Consider the following 16,513-nt stretch of genomic DNA (forward strand, 5'->3'; position numbering starts at 1 on the left):
CCAAACATGCCTCTCTTCATTTATTTACATACAAGTTGTATTATACCACTCCAAAAATAAAAATCAATATCTTGTGGAAAATTTTATAAAAAACTTTTTAAAACACAAGATATTGATTTTCTTAAGAGCGTTGATAGAGTTTGAAATGACGGTATTTCTTCTCAACGAGACGATAATTTTCTTTGAGCAAGTCCTTCATTTTGGAGGTCAATTCTACCTGATTATTGACCACAATATACTTGGGTTCAGACCGATCGATTTGTTGGGTTACATTTGTCCGGTTTTCATTAATCCCCAGATAAGAAGTCGGGGTCAATAAGGCAGAAGCTGCCAAACGATCGCTTTCTTGATAGAGAATAGCTGTCGTATCCCAAGCATAGATGGTATCTTTGGCCTTGCTATGGTTATGAATGTAGCTAGCAATAGCGCTCCGTTCACTGGATTGACCAGACTGAAGCACCAGATCTTGAACCACTGGATTCGCCAACAGATAGATAAGGGCTACTAGTGGTAAGAAAACTTGGCTCGTAAAGTAAGCAGCCCAAACTTCCTTGTTTTTCTTCTTACGGCCACGACGCTCGATCTCATCGTTCGCTTCGCCCCCTCGTGAGAACCAGATCGCAAACAAGGGAAGAACAAATGGCAACATCGGTAACAATTGGTAAGCCCCTTGTTCCGGAAGACCAATCGACACGATAAGGACTACCAAGCTACCTGCCCATCCTATAAAGCGGAAGATTCGGCGAGCACTGCTACTTTGCTTGGTAAAGGACATCAAGAAGGCAGAGACCAGACCAAAGGCGAGCGCCAACAGTCCGTAATAAATGACGTTACTGAAGGTCTGTCCATTGGTGAAATTCAAGGCATTAAAGACATAGGTCACTTGGTTAATGGCATAACCAAAAGTCTGATTCAAAACGGTGATATAGCCAATTGGATAAAAGACGAGTGAAAAACCAAGGAGAGCTGCCAACAGTTGATAAAAACCACGCGCCCATCTCTTCTGCTTGATATTAAAGGCTGTTAAACCAAGGAAGGCCAATAAATAAAACAGGGCACTGGTCATCGGATCAATCAAGAAAGCCACGGCCGCAATCGCACCGTAAAGGATAAAGCCTTCGTCCTTACGATGCCCAATCAGATAAGCCAAAATGAAATTCATGCTGGCAAATAGGATTGGAAGGCTAAAGAAGGTCACATAAGTCCCTCCAAAACCAAGGCCTAGCACCAAGAAATAAAAGAGTAACTGGACATTCTTCGCTGTATCTTTATCAAACACCAACAGGCGCACAACACGATAGAGATAAGTACCCGCAAAGAAGAGGGCAATCGCTTGGAGGATCATCAAGATCCAATGTCCACCCGCTAAACTTCCCAACCAGTTGATCGCATAATAGAGGAGACCATTGGTTCCGTAAAAATCACCAAACGGAACTTGACCTTTGGTCATAGCCCAACCAGCATACAAGTTTTGAGATTGCTGATCGGTTGCAAAACGGGTTAAAAATGGCACGCCGACATGCAGTAAACTAATCAAAAGACTCAACACAAAAGGAATCGTTAGAGGCACTGGACGCTTGGGTTGACGGCGGATCGGCTCAACTGCTACATCCGCTTCTAGCTCTTTCATGTTCTCTTCTACGCTAGGCACCTCCGCTTTCGCCGCTTCAACTCCCGATTTACGAGAACGGCGACTCATCCGACTGAGCGGTTGCTCCGGTTCCTGTTCCGGTTCTTGCTTAGGCTCTGTTACTGGTTCTAGCTCTGCTTCCACTGCTGGCTCCACATCACTAATTGACTCAGATGTATCCAACGCGACTGGCTCCTCTAAGACTTCTGTCTGCTGACTATGCATAGGCTCTTCTTCGCGAAAGACCGACTTGTCTAGCACTTCGCGAATTTCACGTGTATCCTGGAAACTATCCCCTACGTGAAGCCCTAATTTTTTCGAAGTCATTTCTTGCTCTTTTTCGCTCATTCTTTTTCCTTTTCTTCACTATTCCTCTGCTTTTCCTTTTAGAAAAAAGCTCATTATCTTCTCTAGTATACCAAATTCTGCCGACCCTGTCAGCCTCTTGTCACATAGTGATAGGTAAAAAGAGTCAGGCCTCTCAGCTTCTGACTCTTTTCTCTGTTTTCACACACTTGTTACAACATCGGTGCGAATAATTGCATAATTTCCTTGATCAAACTTTGGTGCCATGTAAAGCGGAAGGTATCTTCGGTGATCTCTTGAGACACTTCAAAGATGTGGTCAAAGTCCTCTCGAATCTCTTTCAGAGCAGGCGTTCGATACATCCAGACCGCATTTTCATAGTGATGGACCAGACTACGGTAGTCAAAGTTAATCGATCCCACAACCGCCATTTCATCATCTGCTAGGACTTGCTTGCTGTGGACAAAACCAGGTGTGTACTCATAGATCTTCACTCCTGCATCCATCAAATCTAAATAAGCCCCACGCGTAACGATTTGGATCAATTTTTTATCTGGAATATGCGGAGTCACGATGCGAACATCCACCCCACGAAGGGCTGCATTGCGGATATCCTCTGTCAAATCATAATCGATGATCAAGTAAGGAGTCGTGATATAGACGTAATCTGTCGCCTGGTTGATCATATTTTGATAGACCGTCTTTCCAACCTGCGACTTGTAAATCGGTTTTGGACCGCTTCCATAGGGAATGTATAGTCCTTCACCTTCGACCGCCTTGTTTTCAATATGGTAACGGTCAAAATCCTCGATTTCCCCACGGTTGATGTACCAGTTCATGAGAAAAAGTCGGGTCAAGGCCTTAACAGCCCGTCCATCCAAGCGGATAGCACTGTCCTTCCAGTGACCAAATCGCTCAATATGGTTGATATACTCGTCTGCCAGATTGACCCCACCTGTATAGCCGATTTGCCCATCAATGACCAGAATCTTTCGGTGGTCTCGGTTATTATAAGCTACCGTTAAGCGGGGAATCACCTTGTTAAATTTATGGGCATCAATCCCCATTTTTCTCAATCGTTTGGTATAGTTTCCAGCCAAAGTCGCCATACAGCCGATATCATCATAAAGGAGTTTAACTTCAACCCCCTCTTTCACTTTCTGCTCTAAAATCTCTAAGATACTGTTCCACATCAAGCCCTCGTCAATGATATAAAACTCGATAAAGATAAATTTTTTCGCTGCTCGCAGATCCTCTAGTAGTTGCGCATACATGTCCTCTCCTAGAGGATAAAAGGTTGACGCCGTCCCATTGTAGAGATCCGCATTGTGGTCCATGGATAAAATAGACTTAACCAAGCCATAGACTGCCTTGCTTTCTTGCTTGAGCTCCTTACGCAATTGCTGGCTGTTATCCTCTCTAAACTTCATGGACTCCATATTTTTCAGCTGGATCATTTCCTTCTTGGACAAACGCCGCTCGCCAAACATGAGGTATAAGAGCGATCCAAAAACAGGAATGACCGCAATCAAGAGCCAAGTCACCTTATTTTCGGGAGGGGTATTGCGGTTAACAATAGCTAGGATCGTCGACACATATAAGATCCCAATGACCGCAACTGATAGCCAATGCGGGAACCATTTATTGAGCCAAAAGAAGGCCGCAAAGGATAGCCATAGTTCGAAGCCCATAAACAAAATGCTAAATCCATACTTGGACATTAAAAGACGTAATTTTCGAAAGGTCACAGCATCCTCCTTTTTCTTTCTACTAGTATAACAATTCTTTTTACTCGATGCAACGACCAACCAAATTCCTTCTAGACAAACAAAGAGACTAAAGATCCGTCTTTAGCCTCTCATATTTTATCTCTTATTGCTTAGTCAGAACGATAATTCCTTGATCATCCTCTGCCTGTTCCAAGTCTTCTAGCGATAACTGATCTCCTTCGATCCGATAGCGATAAGGCTCATCCCCTATACGCATGGATTGATTGACAGGATCAATACTGACCTCTTTTCTCTCTTCTTCTCCATCAGCGTCTTGCACTGTAAAAGTGCCTTTTTGACCCGTCACAACCAGTAGAATTGTATTCTCCTCATCCTGTCCCCGATAGCTTCCATCTATGGACACCCCTTGCTCTGGCTTTTCATTGGTCGAAGCCACTGTCTCAGATGAATTTGAGCTAGCGCTACTCGAGACTTTTTGCTGTTGTTCGTGCTGGCTACAAGCAGTCAGGAAAAGGGCCGCCGCCAAGGTCAGTATAGACATGATTTTTTTCATTAAAATCGACTCCTTTCGCCTTCGTCGTATCTATCTACCACCAGTATACGCCAAGAAAGTCTTTAGGTCAATTGTTTAACCCTCTAATAAAAATGCCCTTACTTCTGCAATAAAATACAAAGATCCTGTCACAAATAAGACTTCATCTGGACGACTCTGATCTATAAATTCTTTGATATAGGCCTTGTAGTCCGCCACATAGGGCAGGTCTTGGCGGTCACCCTGTGCCACTACTTCTCCGTAATGGAAGGTCGTCAAAATCAATTCAGATTCTGGCAAACCAGTTTGAAGCGTTTCGAGCATCCCACTATAATCTTTTCGCTTAAGAGCTCCAAATAAAATCTTCACGCGTTTCCCAGCTAAGCTTTTTGCAAACTCAATCAAACGTAGCATGGCGTGAGGGTTATGGGCGCCATCCAGATACACCTGGTCACCAAACAACTCTAGACGTCCTGGCCAACGTGTCTCCTGTAAAGCTTGCTTGATGTGCTCTTTATCTACTTCTTGATGCGCGCCTTTCATATAGAGGAGAAAGGCCTCTAGAGCTACTGCAGCATTTTCCCGTTGGTAATCACCCTTCAAGCCAAGAGAGGGCAAGTCAAGCTCCACACTTTCATTCCAAAAACGATTCTGGTCTAAGCCAAAATCTTTATGAAAGGCATTAAGATCCACATCCAACAGCTCCGCTTTTTCATGACAAACGGCTGCAGCTTCATCAGATAAGGGGCCCACCACTGCTTTCTTACCTTGTTTAAAAATCCCCGCCTTCTGCTGGGCGATTGCCGCAAGCGTCCCTCCCAGCGTTTCTTGGTGATCCAGGCCAACCGAAGTGATCACTGCAATCTCTCCTGTCACTACATTGGTGGTATCGAGAAGCCCACCAATACCTACTTCCAATAAGACCACGTCCACAGCTTGTTCCTTAAAATACAAGAGGGCCATGAGACAGATAATCTCAAAATAGGAGAGTTGATCCTGGGTTTGGAGCAAGATTTGCTCCATTTGTTGTACCTGTTGGCCGATCCGAGTAAAATCTTCATCTGAAATTGGCTGATCCCCGATACAAATCCGGTCATGAATACTGATCATATGGGGAGAAGTAAAGGTTCCAACCTTCTTCCCATGAGACATCAACAGTTGGCGCATAAAGGCAATCGTTGAGCCCTTTCCATTGGTCCCTGTTACATGAAGGATCGGGTAAGCCTTGTCAGGCCTCCCTAGCAGAGTTACTGCCTGCTCCATACGATCCAGTCCTGATCGAAAATTCAGACCAATCCGACTATTCATCCATTGCTCAATCTTATTCACATCTTCCTCCTAAAAGAAAAAAGCGACAAAGCCTCTTCTGACATTTGCGCTCCTTTCTTTTGTAGTTGTTCTTTCCGTTCATCTTTACAACAAGTACATCGGACTTACTTGCGATCTTGCTTTCTAGCGCAAGGCTAAAAACGTCCCCCGGACGTTTCAACTCTTTCTAGTTTCTAAGAGTTGAGGTGATACAGTCTCCCAGACTTACCAGCTCTCTCGTATTTCTAGGGGCTGGGCTAAAAACATCCACTGGATGTTTTTACTCCTCCATAAAGCTGTTGAAGACTTCTTCGATCATATCCCATTCTGCATCTGAGTCTTCTGGGATTGGTTGAAGGTCGCCTTCTGTTCCGTCTTCGTTTTCTGTAAATGAATAAGCTTGAATTTCAACTTCGCCATTTTCATCTTCTTCTGCATTTGCAGGGATCAAAAGGACATAGTTCTTTCCAAACTCTTCTTTACCATCGATGGTCAAAAGAATTTCAAACAAGGTTTCATTTCCTTGTTCATCCACCAATGTGATTAATTCACGTTCTTCATGGTCGTGGTTATGATCATGTGCCATACTATTCTTCCTCGTTTTCTTTCTAAAAATTACGGTCTAAATAATTTTGTAAAATGAGCTGTGCCGCTAACTTATCAATAACTTTTTTGCGTTTGCTACGGCTAACGTCTGCTTGCTCAATCAACATCCGCTCTGCGGCAACTGTTGTCAACCGTTCGTCTTGGTATTCGACTGGCAAGCCAAACTTTTCAGCAATCATCGTGCCATACGCCTGACTGGCTTCCACACGCGGTCCGCTTGTGTTGTTCATGTTCTTCGGCAAGCCTACAACAAAACGGTCTACCTTGTATTGAGCTACTAATTCGGCTAATCGTTCTAAGCCAAATTCTTTTTTGTCCTCATCAATTTGAATGATTTCAAGACCCTGAGCTGTAAAACCGAGAGGATCACTCACAGCAACCCCGACGGTCTTTGAACCGACATCCAATCCCATAATTCTCATTAGAGGTCTATTCCTTGCCCTTTCAAATAATAACGTACCAATTCTTCCACGATCTCGTCACGTTCATATTTACGAATTTGGTTCCGTGCATTATTATAACGAGGTACATAGGCAGGATCACCACTGAGTACGTATCCTACGATTTGATTAATTGGATTATAGCCTTTTTCATCCAGTGACAAGTAAACATCTTTCAAGGTCTCGCTAATTTCCTTACGATTTGAATCATCAAGATTAAAACGTACTGTCTCATCTGTAAATCCCACAAGAACACCCTCTTTCCTTAGAATACTACTATTATATCATAATTAAGGGTTTTCCACAATGGTCAAGCCCTTGATTTTACAGCTTTTTCAAGCATTTTTGAGCTATTTTAGCTAAACTGTTTTTTTATTTTTGCTCACTTGCTCCAGCATTGATAAGATTATCCGCAAATTGGCTCGGTGTCAGCTTCAACAACTCCGGCAAGTGATTGTTTTTGAAGTAGGTCATCCCTTCAGCCTTCTTCACATCCATCGCTTCAAAGTCATAGGTGATGGTCACCTTGTATTCATTCTCATTTTCCAAGGTCAAATCAGCTGTGAAACCAGGTACTGTCAAAGCTTCCTTAAAGGCATCATCCTTATTAAAGGATTCTCTCAATTGCTTTTGTGCTTCTTCGACACCGACCTGTTGGATCCCTTTTTTCAATTCCTCATTGGTTGCCGTCACATTGATGGTCTCCAATTTCTTGAAGGTGTTGCCCACATAGGTTACGATTTGGGTCTGTTGCGTTCCCTTGTCATCTTTTGGAAAGGCAAAGGTTCGTGTGATCACTTGATTCTCCTCAGCCTTTTGCAAGATACTCTTATTATCTTTTTGCAGCTGTTCTGCTTTCGCTTTGATTGCTTTTTGCTCACTTGAGGTTGGCGTTTTCGCTTGCTTTTTTTGACCGCAACCTGTCAAACACAAAACAAGAGCACCCAATAAGAAGATCTTTCTTTTCATTTTTCATTCCTTACTAGTTATTGGTTTCTAAAATATTGTATCACAGATTTGGGAAAATGGCGCAGGAAACTACTCTGCATTTCTAAATTTAAAGAAAAAAATCAGAAACAAACTGTTTCTGATTTTCAATTGCTTTAAAGTGCTGCACGCATCCGCGCTTCTGCATTTTCTACATTTCGAACTGATCGTGGCAAGAAGGCACGAATATCGTCTTCTTTGTAGCCCACTTGGAGACGTTTATCATCTACCAAGATCGGACTTTTAAGAATACGAGGTGTTTCCATGATGATATCAATGACTTCGTTAACACTCAAGTCTTCGATGTCCACTCCTAGATTTTTAGCGTATCGATTTTTTGAAGAGACAATACTTGCCACTCCATTTTCAGTCTTTGTAAGAATATCCAACAATTCTTCTTTGGTGATCCCTTCCTTACCGAGGTTTTGTTCTTTATAAGTTAGCTGGTGAGCGTTGAGCCAAGTCTTTGCTTTTTTACAGCTGGTGCAACTTGACACTGTATAAATTTTAATCATGCATGCACTCCTTTCGCTACACGATAATACTATCGTATTAAATTATAACACAAAAACCATCAGTCTAGCGACCTATTTTAAAAAAAATTAATCTTCAATTTCAATCGCGTCATCTAAATCTAGAGTTACCTCTTCTACGACAGGAGCTGTTTCTTCAGTTTTATCAAGGGATTTTACTGATTCGTCTTCTTCGATCAAACCAAAATGTACCCGAACCTTGTGGTCGATTTCGTCGAAAATTTCTGGGTGATCCGCTAAGAACTTCTTAGCGTTTTCAGATCCTTGACCAATTTTTTCGCCATTGTATGAGTACCACGCACCCGCTTTTTGGATGATATCCAAGTCTGTTGCAATTTTAACCAATTCACCCGTACGTGAAATTCCTTCCCCGTACATGATTTCAACCATGGCTTCTTTAAACGGAGGAGCTACCTTGTTCTTCACAACCTTGATCTTGGTTTCCTTACCAACGTTGGTATCTTTTTGGTCCCCAGTACCCTTGATTTGGGTATTTCCACGGACATCTAAACGAACCGAAGCATAGAATTTAAGGGCACGACCACCAGGTGTGGTTTCAGGGTTCCCAAACATGACCCCAACTTTTTCACGCAATTGGTTGATAAAGATGGCAATGGTCTTCGTCTTATTGATCGAAGCTCCGAGTTTGCGCATCGCTTGGCTCATCATCCGAGCTTGCAAACCAACGTGGCTATCCCCGATATCTCCATCGATTTCCGCACGAGGCACCAAGGCCGCTACAGAGTCGACAACCACCAAATCAACCGCACCAGAGTCGATCAATTTACCAGCAATTTCAAGCCCTTGTTCCCCTGAGTCTGGTTGAGACAAGAGAAGTTCATCAATATTGACCCCAAGAGCTGCTGCATAAGATGGATCCAAGGCATGCTCGGCGTCGATAAAGGCTGCAATGCCCCCTTCTTTCTGTGCTTGCGCTACTGCATGAAGAGCAACGGTTGTTTTACCAGATGATTCTGGACCATAGATTTCGATGATCCGACCTTTTGGATACCCACCAGCACCCAAGGCAATATCAAGAGCCAAGGAACCAGAGCTCATAACCTGAACTTTTTGTTCTGCGCGTTCACCCAAACGCATGATCGATCCTTTACCAAAGTCTTTTTCGATCAACTTCAAGGCATCATTGAGCGCTTTTTCACGCTCATCTCCAAATTTCTTAGAGATATCATCTAATTTTTTCTGTTTTTTCGCCATTCTTTTCTCCTATTTTTTACTATACAGGAAATGTATGCAACTCACAAACGATTACCGTCATTTGAAAGGCTCATTTCCTATCCATTTTTAGAATCATTCTTCATTTGGCACAAGCTTCATTATACCAAATTTTCATCATTTAATACAGCCAGGCGCACCAAATTAAAGGCATGAAGGACTGCAATCTCACGGACATCAGCCCGGCTACGTCCAGCGATATTAACTTGGACACTATCCACTTTATTTGGAGTCGCAAGTCCGATAAAGACGGTTCCTGCCGGGTGTCCTTCTAGGCTATCTGGTCCCGCCACTCCGGTCAGGCTAACACCATAATCGGATCCTGTTAACTTACGGGCCTGCGAAGCCATGGCTTGGGCTGTAAAATGAGACACCACTCCATGTTGCTCTAACTCTTGAGATGGGATGGAGAGCATCTTGCTTTTTTCTTCTAGGCTATAGGTGACAAAACCGCCTGCGAAGATGCTGGAAGCACCCGAAAAATCTGCCAGAGTCGCTTGGAAGAGTCCAGCTGTCAGGCTTTCTGCAGCTGTAATGGTCTTACCAGTCTGTTTCAAAAGATCAAAGGCAACCTTGGCCATCGAATTGTCATCTCCATAACCGTAAAACAACTCTTGCAAGGGCTGATGATCCAGGGTGTGGCGTGATAAGATTTCCTTTTCTAAGACATCGAGCTTAGCATCCGCTTCTGCCTGATCTTTCGCCTTTGTAGACAGACGCAAGGTCACTTCTCCTGTCTTGGCATAAGGAGCCACTGTCGGATCACTCTGCTCTTCAATGATGTCGGCTAAGATCGTAACCAGCTGGCTTTCCCCAATCCCAAAGAAGCGCAAAACTCTCGAAAAGAGCTGCTCCCCTGTTGTCAAATGAGGCACCAATTGTTCATTAACCATGGGTTTTAACTCACTTGGAGGACCAGGTAGAACGACATAGGTCACACCGTCGACTTCAATCAAACCTCCAACCGCGAGACCTGTACGGTTTTGAAGGGGGATTGAACCAGCGATCATTTGTGCTTGTCGCTCATTATTGGGCGTCCGGACATAATCAGGGCGACTAGCAAAGAAGGTGTCAAGTTTGGCAAGCGCTGTCGGATCAAAAACCAGTTCTTCCCCTAAAAACTTAGCAAGGGTTTGCTTGGTCAAATCATCCTCTGTTGGACCAAGTCCACCGCACAAAATCACCAAACCGCTGCGCTTTGAAGCTGTCTCAATGGTCGAGAAGAGACGACCTTCATTGTCTCCTACCGCCACATGATAATAGACATCAATTCCCAAACTAGCCAATTTTTCAGACAAGAATTGCGCATTGGTGTTCACAATTTGTCCTGTTAGAATTTCGGTTCCCACTGCAATAATTTCCGCCTTCATGGTGCCTCCCACTTATACTATTCGTAATTTTCATTTCATTTTAACACAATTTCTTAAATTATTAAAAAAACAGATTGAAGATAAAGTCCATTTTGGACAACTTTCTTCAATCTTTTTACTTTAGAGTATAAAGCAAAAACTCTTAGAAATAACATTACATCAGCATTCCCAAGAGTTTTAACTATGTGGCAATCAACTTCTAAAGGGCTATTTTCTATTGTTGATAGAGCTTATCTATATTCTGAAGCACCCATATCGAGTGGTTGCTTTTTTACTACTTTCTTGATCTAAATGTCTTCTTCTGACTCAAATTCTTGTTGTTTCCCCTCATCTTTTGTGATACAATAGCATCAATTTTTTCTAGGAGGATAATATATGGTTTCTACTTTTGGTATTATAAGTTTATCTAGTGGGACTATGGGTGAAGACTTTGTCAAGCACGAAGTGGACTTGGGTATTCAACGTCTCAAGGACCTCGGACTCAATCCTATCTTTTTACCTCATTCGCTAAAAGGCTTAGATTTTATCAAAGAACATCCTGAAGCTCGTGCAGAGGATTTGATTCAGGCCTTTTCTGATGATAGCATCGACATGATCCTATGCGCCATTGGTGGAAACGATACCTATCGCTTGCTACCTTATCTTTTTGAAAATGACCAACTACAAAAGGTTATCAAACCAAAGATTTTTCTCGGTTTCTCGGATACGACCATGAACCATCTCATGTTGCATAAACTAGGAATCAAGACTTTTTACGGCCAATCCTTTCTAGCAGACATTTGTGAGTTAGACAAAGAAATGTTGCCATATAGCCTCCTCTACTTCAAAGAATTGATTGAGACGGGAAGAATATCAGAAATTCGACCTAGTGACGTTTGGTATGAGGAACGGACTGACTTCAGTCCCAAAGCTTTGGGAACACCTCGTGTCAGCCATGCAAATACAGGTTTTGACTTGTTACAAGGCAATGCTCAGTTTGAGGGAGAAATCCTCGGTGGTTGTCTTGAGTCTCTCTATGATATTTTTGACAACTCTCTACACGCAGATAGCACAGATCTCTGCCAAAAATACAAACTTTTCCCTGACTTATCCGACTGGGAAGGAAAAATCCTCTTGCTAGAAACAAGTCAAGAAAAGCCTGAACCTGATGATTTTAAAAAAATGTTGCAAACTTTAAAAGAAACTAGGATATTTGAGGTTGCCAGTGGACTCTTGGTCGGGAAACCTATGGATGAAACCTTCTATGACGACTATAAGGAGGCTTTAATGGACACCATTGATAGCAATATCCCAATTGTCTATAATCTGAATGTTGGCCATGCCACTCCAAGAGCGATTGTTCCCTTTGGAGTCCACGCGTATGTAGATGCAACGGAGCAAGTCATTCGCTTTGACTATAACAAAGAAAGCTGAGATGAATTTCTCAGCTTTTTCTGTATTCTCCGATGTTCTAGGCATCTATAGGCACTCATTTCTACTTTTCCATTCACAATCATTCTCATGGTCATCAACCAGGCCTGCTGCTTGTAGGTAGGATAGGACCGCAACGGGACCCGTAAACTTGAAACCACGCTTTTTGAGATCTTTAGCCAACTGCTCGGAAAGAGCTGTCTTCGCAGGGGCCTGCCGGTAATCCGGGACATCATTGTTGATGGTTTTCCCCTCAACAAAAGACCAGAGATAGGCATCAAAAGATCCGAATTCTGCTTGTACTTGTAAAAAGGCCTGGGCGTTGGCCCGTGTTGCAAAGATCTTAGCTCGATTTCGAATGATGGCTGGATTGTCTAACAAAGCTTCCAGCTCCTCATCCGTCATGTCTGCCACATGTTGAAGGTGGTAGCCATGAAAAACCTCACGGAAAGCCTGCCGTTTATTGAGTATCGTCTCCCAAGACAGACCGGCCTGATAGGTCTCCATACAGAGCAACTCAAAAAGCGCTTGTTCATCATGAAGGGGTTGGCCCCACTCCTCATCGTGGTAGGCTACATAGAGCGGGTTATTCATTTTAACCCAGCCACAGCGTTTTGGCATATAAATCTCCTATTTCACCAACATCTTAAGAGCAGACTTGATATAGTTCTCTGCTGTATCGGTCGTACCTTCAAAGAATTTCTTGATTTTCTTAAGCTCCGCTGCCTTGTAGCCCAATGCCAACATGGCTTCCATAGCTTCCTCAAGGGCTTGGTTTTCTTCCGTCACTTTAGCTTTAGATTGAGCCGGTGCATCTTCTAGATCAAGGTTGATCTTACCTTCTAGATCCAAGACCATCTGTTGGGCTGTTTTCTTACCAATCTTCGGAAACTTGGTCAAGTAGGTGATGTTCTTGCTTTCGATAGCTTGGACAAGGCCCGCATTGTCATCCGCAGCAATAATGGCTAGAGCTGAAACAGGCCCAATTCCAGAGACTGAGATCAAGTTCAAAAAGAGCTTTTTCTCTTCTTCGGTGGCAAATCCATAGAGAAGGTGAGCGTCTTCACGGACCACTTGATGGAGATAAACTTGCACATCTTGGTTTATTTTGCCAGAGTAGGCGTAGGGATTGGCTACATGCAAGAGATAGCCGATCCCAGCTGTCTCCACCACGATGTATTTGGCGGTGATTTTCGTTAAGATTCCTTTAATGTATTCGTACATAAGATTCCTTTATTATTTAATTAATATTTACCCAGTTCCCGCAGGCTGGTGTGATTTTCCTGAATGCGTCGGAACATCTTTTCCATGTCTGACTTGGTGAAATTGACCAAGACCGGACGGCCATGAGGGCAGTTATATGGGTTGTCACATTGGGACAGTTGGTAGATGAGGTCGCGCGCGGAGTAATCATCCAGGGTGTGATTGGCCTTGATGGACCGTTTGCAGGACATCATGATGGCCAACTCAGCCCGGTATTTCTTGATGGACACTTCCTTGGTCAAGAGGAGCATGTCACACATTTCGTAGATACCCGACTCGATCTCTTCTTCCTTCATCCAGATCGGATGCTCCCGCAGGATCAACTGATTGGCTCCGTATTCTTCCAGGTAGACGCCTACTTCTTCTAGGAGGTGCTTGCGCTGTTGCAGGTGGATCAGATCATCTGCAGGGAACTCAAAGATATAAGGCACCAGCAGTTGTTGCTGACTACCGTCCACATCCCCGATGCTCTCCCGATATTCTTCGTATTTGACTCGCTCTTGGGCTGCATGCTGGTCAATGATATATAGCCCCCCATTGCCTTGAGCAAAGAGATAGGTCCCATGCATCTGTCCAAAATATTCTAACTCTGGGAAGGTCGATGCTTCCTCCCCGTCCAACTTATCATAGGCCTTATCTAGACTAGCCAGATCTAACTCTGGGTGATCCAGTTCATCGTATACCGCAGCCTTTCTTTCCGCAAACTTGATCGCGCTTATCGGTTTTTCTACTGGATTTTCTTGGCTTATCGAATCAGCAGTAGCTTCATCTGTTAGAGGAAGTTGAGGATCTGCCACCTCTGGTCGAAGTTTGAAATCTTGACTTTCTCGGTCATAATAAAGGCGGTTTTCTTTTAAAGGCAAAGTCGTCTGGACCGGCTTTTCTGCTCGACGAATGGTCGACTTGGCTAGATTTTCTAGAGCATCCGGAATTAGGTCCTGCTCTTTCAGAGCATTCGCAATGGCTTGGGAAATCAAGGCCATCAATTCTCGTTCTTTAGATATGCGCACTTCTTGCTTGGTCGGGTGAACATTGACATCCGCTAAGTAAGGATCGATCTGGATATGAATGATCGCAAGTGGGAAGCGACCCACCATGAGTTTACTACCGTAGCCGTCTAAAATAGCCCGATTGAGCAAGAAATTCTTGATGTAGCGGCCGTTGATAAAGAGACTGATATAGTTGCGATTGGCACGAGTCAATTCAGGCAAAGACACAAAGCCCGTCACTTCAAAATCCAGGTCGCGATTTTCAATGGCTACCATCTTCTTGGCAGACGCCAAGCCATAGACGCCCGCAATCGCTTGCCGGAGATTGCCAGTACCTGCCGTTTTGGTCATTTCTTTACCATCATTGATTAAGGTGAAAGCAATCTCTGGATGGGCCAAACTCAATCGGTTGAGAATATCCACGATATGGGACAGCTCTGCCTGCTGGCTCTTTAAATACTTGAGACGAGCAGGAGTATTAAAAAAGAGATCTTCTACTGTAATCTTGGTCCCGACAGGGCTTGTCGCTGGCCCCAATTCCTCAATTTCACCACCCTTTGCGACCAATTTGGTCCCGTGGGCAGCTCCTTCTTGAGCCGTTAGAAGGGTTAGAATACTAACAGAAGCAATGGAAGGCATGGCCTCGCCACGAAAACCAAGCGTTCGAATGCGAAAAAGATCCGCTTGATTCTTGATCTTACTGGTCGCATGTCGACGAAGGGCCAAAGCGACCTCATCATGCGCAATTCCTTCCCCATTGTCTGTGATCCGAATCGACTTCAATCCTGCTTCTTCGATTTCAACGACGATCTGGCTAGCTCCAGCATCGATCGAGTTTTCAACCAATTCCTTGACCACACTAGCAGGTCGTTCAATTACTTCACCTGCCGCAATCTGGTTGGCTAGGACTTCTGGCAATTCAATAATCTGTGACATAGCTGCTCCTTTACCTTTTTTCACCGATACATGTAGCTCTATTATACCACAGATCCACAGGACTCCCTTTCTTAAAAAATGGAGGCTGACCCCATCTTCTTACCTAAAAACCGCATAGGCAAAGAAAACGACCACATAAACAAATCCCCTTGTCTTCCCTTTGGAAAAAGTGTTTAATAGTAGTGTAAAGAAGGAGCCGGGCTAGCAGGCTAACCGACTTTACCTAAGGAGGGAGAAAATATCTTATGAAAGTAGAAGTACACATTGATTCCCACTTCCAAGAAGAAGCGGTGACGATTACAGCACCTACACTATCTACGCGTGTAGAGAGAATCCGTGACTTTGTGGAAGAATTGGATCAAAGAGGGCGCTTACGTGCCAAAAAGGATGGGGAGGCTTACCTGATCGAAAGCCAGCTATTCCAACGTTTTTACATTGAAAATCGGCAAGTGATTGGTGAGACCATGACAGATCAATTTATCCTGACTGGACCACTCTATCAACTATCTGAAAACTTACCGACCTTCTTTCTCAAAATTTCCCAATCTGAAATTATCAACACAAAAGAAATCGATCACCTGCACTTCACTAGTGGAGGATCGGTTCAAATCCATCTCAAAAATGGGAGCCTGACTTACTCCTCCCGTCGTTATTTAAAAGCCATTAAGGAGAAATTATCATGCTAAAACAATCATTTTCTGACGCCCTAAAAGGGATTCTCATCGGGCTCATTCTATCCATCTTCTTTTCCTACCAATTCTCACCTGAGTTGTACCTTCCCTTAAGTCCCAACTCTGCAGTCGGCCGCTGGATGTTCTTGCATCATGTTCACGGCTCACTGGTCATGCTCTATTGCGTCCTCGTTTGGGGGGCGATTGGGGTCCTCTTTAGCTTGGGAAGTCTCCTCTTTCAAAAAGACTGGAGCCTCTTGCGGGCTACTCTGAGCCATTACCTACTCATGTTACTTGGCTTTATTCCCCTAGCTACCTTAGCCGGCTGGTTCCCAGCACGACTAGGATTTTACCTCTCGCTCATTGTCGAATTCACCCTCGTTTATGTGATCATCTGGTTGGTCTCTTATCATTTTTACAAAAAACAAGTACAAGAAATCAATCAAAGCATTACTAACCACTAAGCAAAAAGATCCTCAATACTACGAGGATCTGAAAAGTGGAGATAAGCTGTTCCTTTATACAAATCTAATAAATTCTATAAAAATTATACTCGTTATAGTTATTCA

17 protein-coding genes are annotated in these 16,513 nt (G+C 43.6%); 3 read left to right on the forward strand and 14 right to left on the reverse strand.

Annotated features, from left to right (window positions below):
- Positions 1-121 precede the first annotated feature (121 nt).
- The 11 genes from ACVC7Q_RS07160 to ACVC7Q_RS07210 form a co-directional block, all read right to left on the reverse strand.
- Positions 122-1,978: an MFS transporter gene (locus ACVC7Q_RS07160; RefSeq protein ID WP_447265373.1), complete on the reverse strand. Its 1,857-nt coding sequence runs from the start codon at positions 1,976-1,978 to the stop codon at positions 122-124.
- A gap of 170 nt (positions 1,979-2,148) precedes the next feature.
- Positions 2,149-3,684 (reverse strand): cardiolipin synthase, encoded by a 1,536-nt coding sequence (gene cls / locus ACVC7Q_RS07165; protein ID WP_447265374.1) that lies wholly within the window; start codon positions 3,682-3,684, stop codon positions 2,149-2,151.
- A gap of 124 nt (positions 3,685-3,808) precedes the next feature.
- Positions 3,809-4,219 (reverse strand): SP_0198 family lipoprotein, encoded by a 411-nt coding sequence (locus tag ACVC7Q_RS07170; protein ID WP_447265375.1) that lies wholly within the window; start codon positions 4,217-4,219, stop codon positions 3,809-3,811.
- A gap of 75 nt (positions 4,220-4,294) precedes the next feature.
- The gene (locus tag ACVC7Q_RS07175) at positions 4,295-5,527 is read right to left on the reverse strand and encodes a bifunctional folylpolyglutamate synthase/dihydrofolate synthase (protein ID WP_447265376.1); all 1,233 of its coding nucleotides are present in this window, start codon (positions 5,525-5,527) and stop codon (positions 4,295-4,297) included.
- A gap of 259 nt (positions 5,528-5,786) precedes the next feature.
- Complete coding sequence (locus tag ACVC7Q_RS07180) at positions 5,787-6,092, reverse strand: DUF1292 domain-containing protein (RefSeq protein ID WP_003001941.1); 306 nt, start codon at positions 6,090-6,092, stop codon at positions 5,787-5,789.
- A gap of 22 nt (positions 6,093-6,114) precedes the next feature.
- Complete coding sequence (gene ruvX / locus ACVC7Q_RS07185; protein ID WP_200772399.1) at positions 6,115-6,534, reverse strand: Holliday junction resolvase RuvX; 420 nt, start codon at positions 6,532-6,534, stop codon at positions 6,115-6,117.
- Positions 6,534-6,800: an IreB family regulatory phosphoprotein gene (locus ACVC7Q_RS07190; protein ID WP_003002070.1), complete on the reverse strand. Its 267-nt coding sequence runs from the start codon at positions 6,798-6,800 to the stop codon at positions 6,534-6,536. Before ACVC7Q_RS07190 ends, ruvX begins: the two co-directional genes overlap by 1 nt.
- A 124-nt stretch (positions 6,801-6,924) precedes the next feature.
- Complete coding sequence (locus tag ACVC7Q_RS07195) at positions 6,925-7,521, reverse strand: SP0191 family lipoprotein (RefSeq protein WP_447265377.1); 597 nt, start codon at positions 7,519-7,521, stop codon at positions 6,925-6,927.
- Positions 7,522-7,655: 134 nt separating this feature from the next.
- The gene (gene spx, locus ACVC7Q_RS07200) at positions 7,656-8,054 is read right to left on the reverse strand and encodes a transcriptional regulator Spx (protein ID WP_003009108.1); all 399 of its coding nucleotides are present in this window, start codon (positions 8,052-8,054) and stop codon (positions 7,656-7,658) included.
- A gap of 87 nt (positions 8,055-8,141) precedes the next feature.
- On the reverse strand, positions 8,142-9,287 hold the full coding sequence (gene recA, locus ACVC7Q_RS07205; RefSeq protein WP_447265378.1) for a recombinase RecA: 1,146 nt from the start codon (positions 9,285-9,287) through the stop codon (positions 8,142-8,144).
- Between the two features lie 119 nt (positions 9,288-9,406).
- The gene (locus ACVC7Q_RS07210; protein ID WP_447265379.1) at positions 9,407-10,675 is read right to left on the reverse strand and encodes a competence/damage-inducible protein A; all 1,269 of its coding nucleotides are present in this window, start codon (positions 10,673-10,675) and stop codon (positions 9,407-9,409) included.
- Between the two features lie 375 nt (positions 10,676-11,050).
- Here ACVC7Q_RS07210 and ACVC7Q_RS07215 point away from each other — a divergent pair, with 375 nt between their 5' ends.
- Positions 11,051-12,088 (forward strand): S66 family peptidase, encoded by a 1,038-nt coding sequence (locus ACVC7Q_RS07215; RefSeq protein WP_447265380.1) that lies wholly within the window; start codon positions 11,051-11,053, stop codon positions 12,086-12,088.
- A gap of 45 nt (positions 12,089-12,133) precedes the next feature.
- On the opposite strand, the gene ACVC7Q_RS07220 is transcribed toward ACVC7Q_RS07215, so the two are convergent.
- Genes ACVC7Q_RS07220 through mutL form a run of 3 tightly spaced genes read right to left on the reverse strand, consistent with a single transcriptional unit; the run spans position 12,134 to position 15,273 of the window.
- On the reverse strand, positions 12,134-12,706 hold the full coding sequence (locus ACVC7Q_RS07220) for a DNA-3-methyladenine glycosylase I (RefSeq protein WP_447265381.1): 573 nt from the start codon (positions 12,704-12,706) through the stop codon (positions 12,134-12,136).
- Positions 12,707-12,715: 9 nt separating this feature from the next.
- Positions 12,716-13,309 (reverse strand): Holliday junction branch migration protein RuvA, encoded by a 594-nt coding sequence (ruvA, locus tag ACVC7Q_RS07225; protein WP_447265382.1) that lies wholly within the window; start codon positions 13,307-13,309, stop codon positions 12,716-12,718.
- Positions 13,310-13,329: 20 nt separating this feature from the next.
- Positions 13,330-15,273 carry a DNA mismatch repair endonuclease MutL gene (mutL, locus tag ACVC7Q_RS07230; protein ID WP_447265383.1) on the reverse strand — a complete coding sequence of 648 codons (1,944 nt, stop codon included), beginning with the start codon at positions 15,271-15,273 and terminating at the stop codon, positions 13,330-13,332.
- A gap of 245 nt (positions 15,274-15,518) precedes the next feature.
- Between mutL and ACVC7Q_RS07235 the strand changes: the two genes are divergently transcribed.
- Together ACVC7Q_RS07235 and ACVC7Q_RS07240 are read left to right on the forward strand one after the other, a co-directional pair.
- Positions 15,519-15,959: a LytTR family DNA-binding domain-containing protein gene (locus tag ACVC7Q_RS07235; protein WP_447265384.1), complete on the forward strand. Its 441-nt coding sequence runs from the start codon at positions 15,519-15,521 to the stop codon at positions 15,957-15,959.
- On the forward strand, positions 15,953-16,408 hold the full coding sequence (locus ACVC7Q_RS07240) for a DUF3021 domain-containing protein (RefSeq protein WP_447265385.1): 456 nt from the start codon (positions 15,953-15,955) through the stop codon (positions 16,406-16,408). The genes ACVC7Q_RS07235 and ACVC7Q_RS07240 overlap by 7 nt, the downstream gene beginning before the upstream one ends.
- Positions 16,409-16,513: the final 105 nt, after the last annotated feature.

It is taken from the genome of Streptococcus sp. W151 (assembly GCF_053010205.1).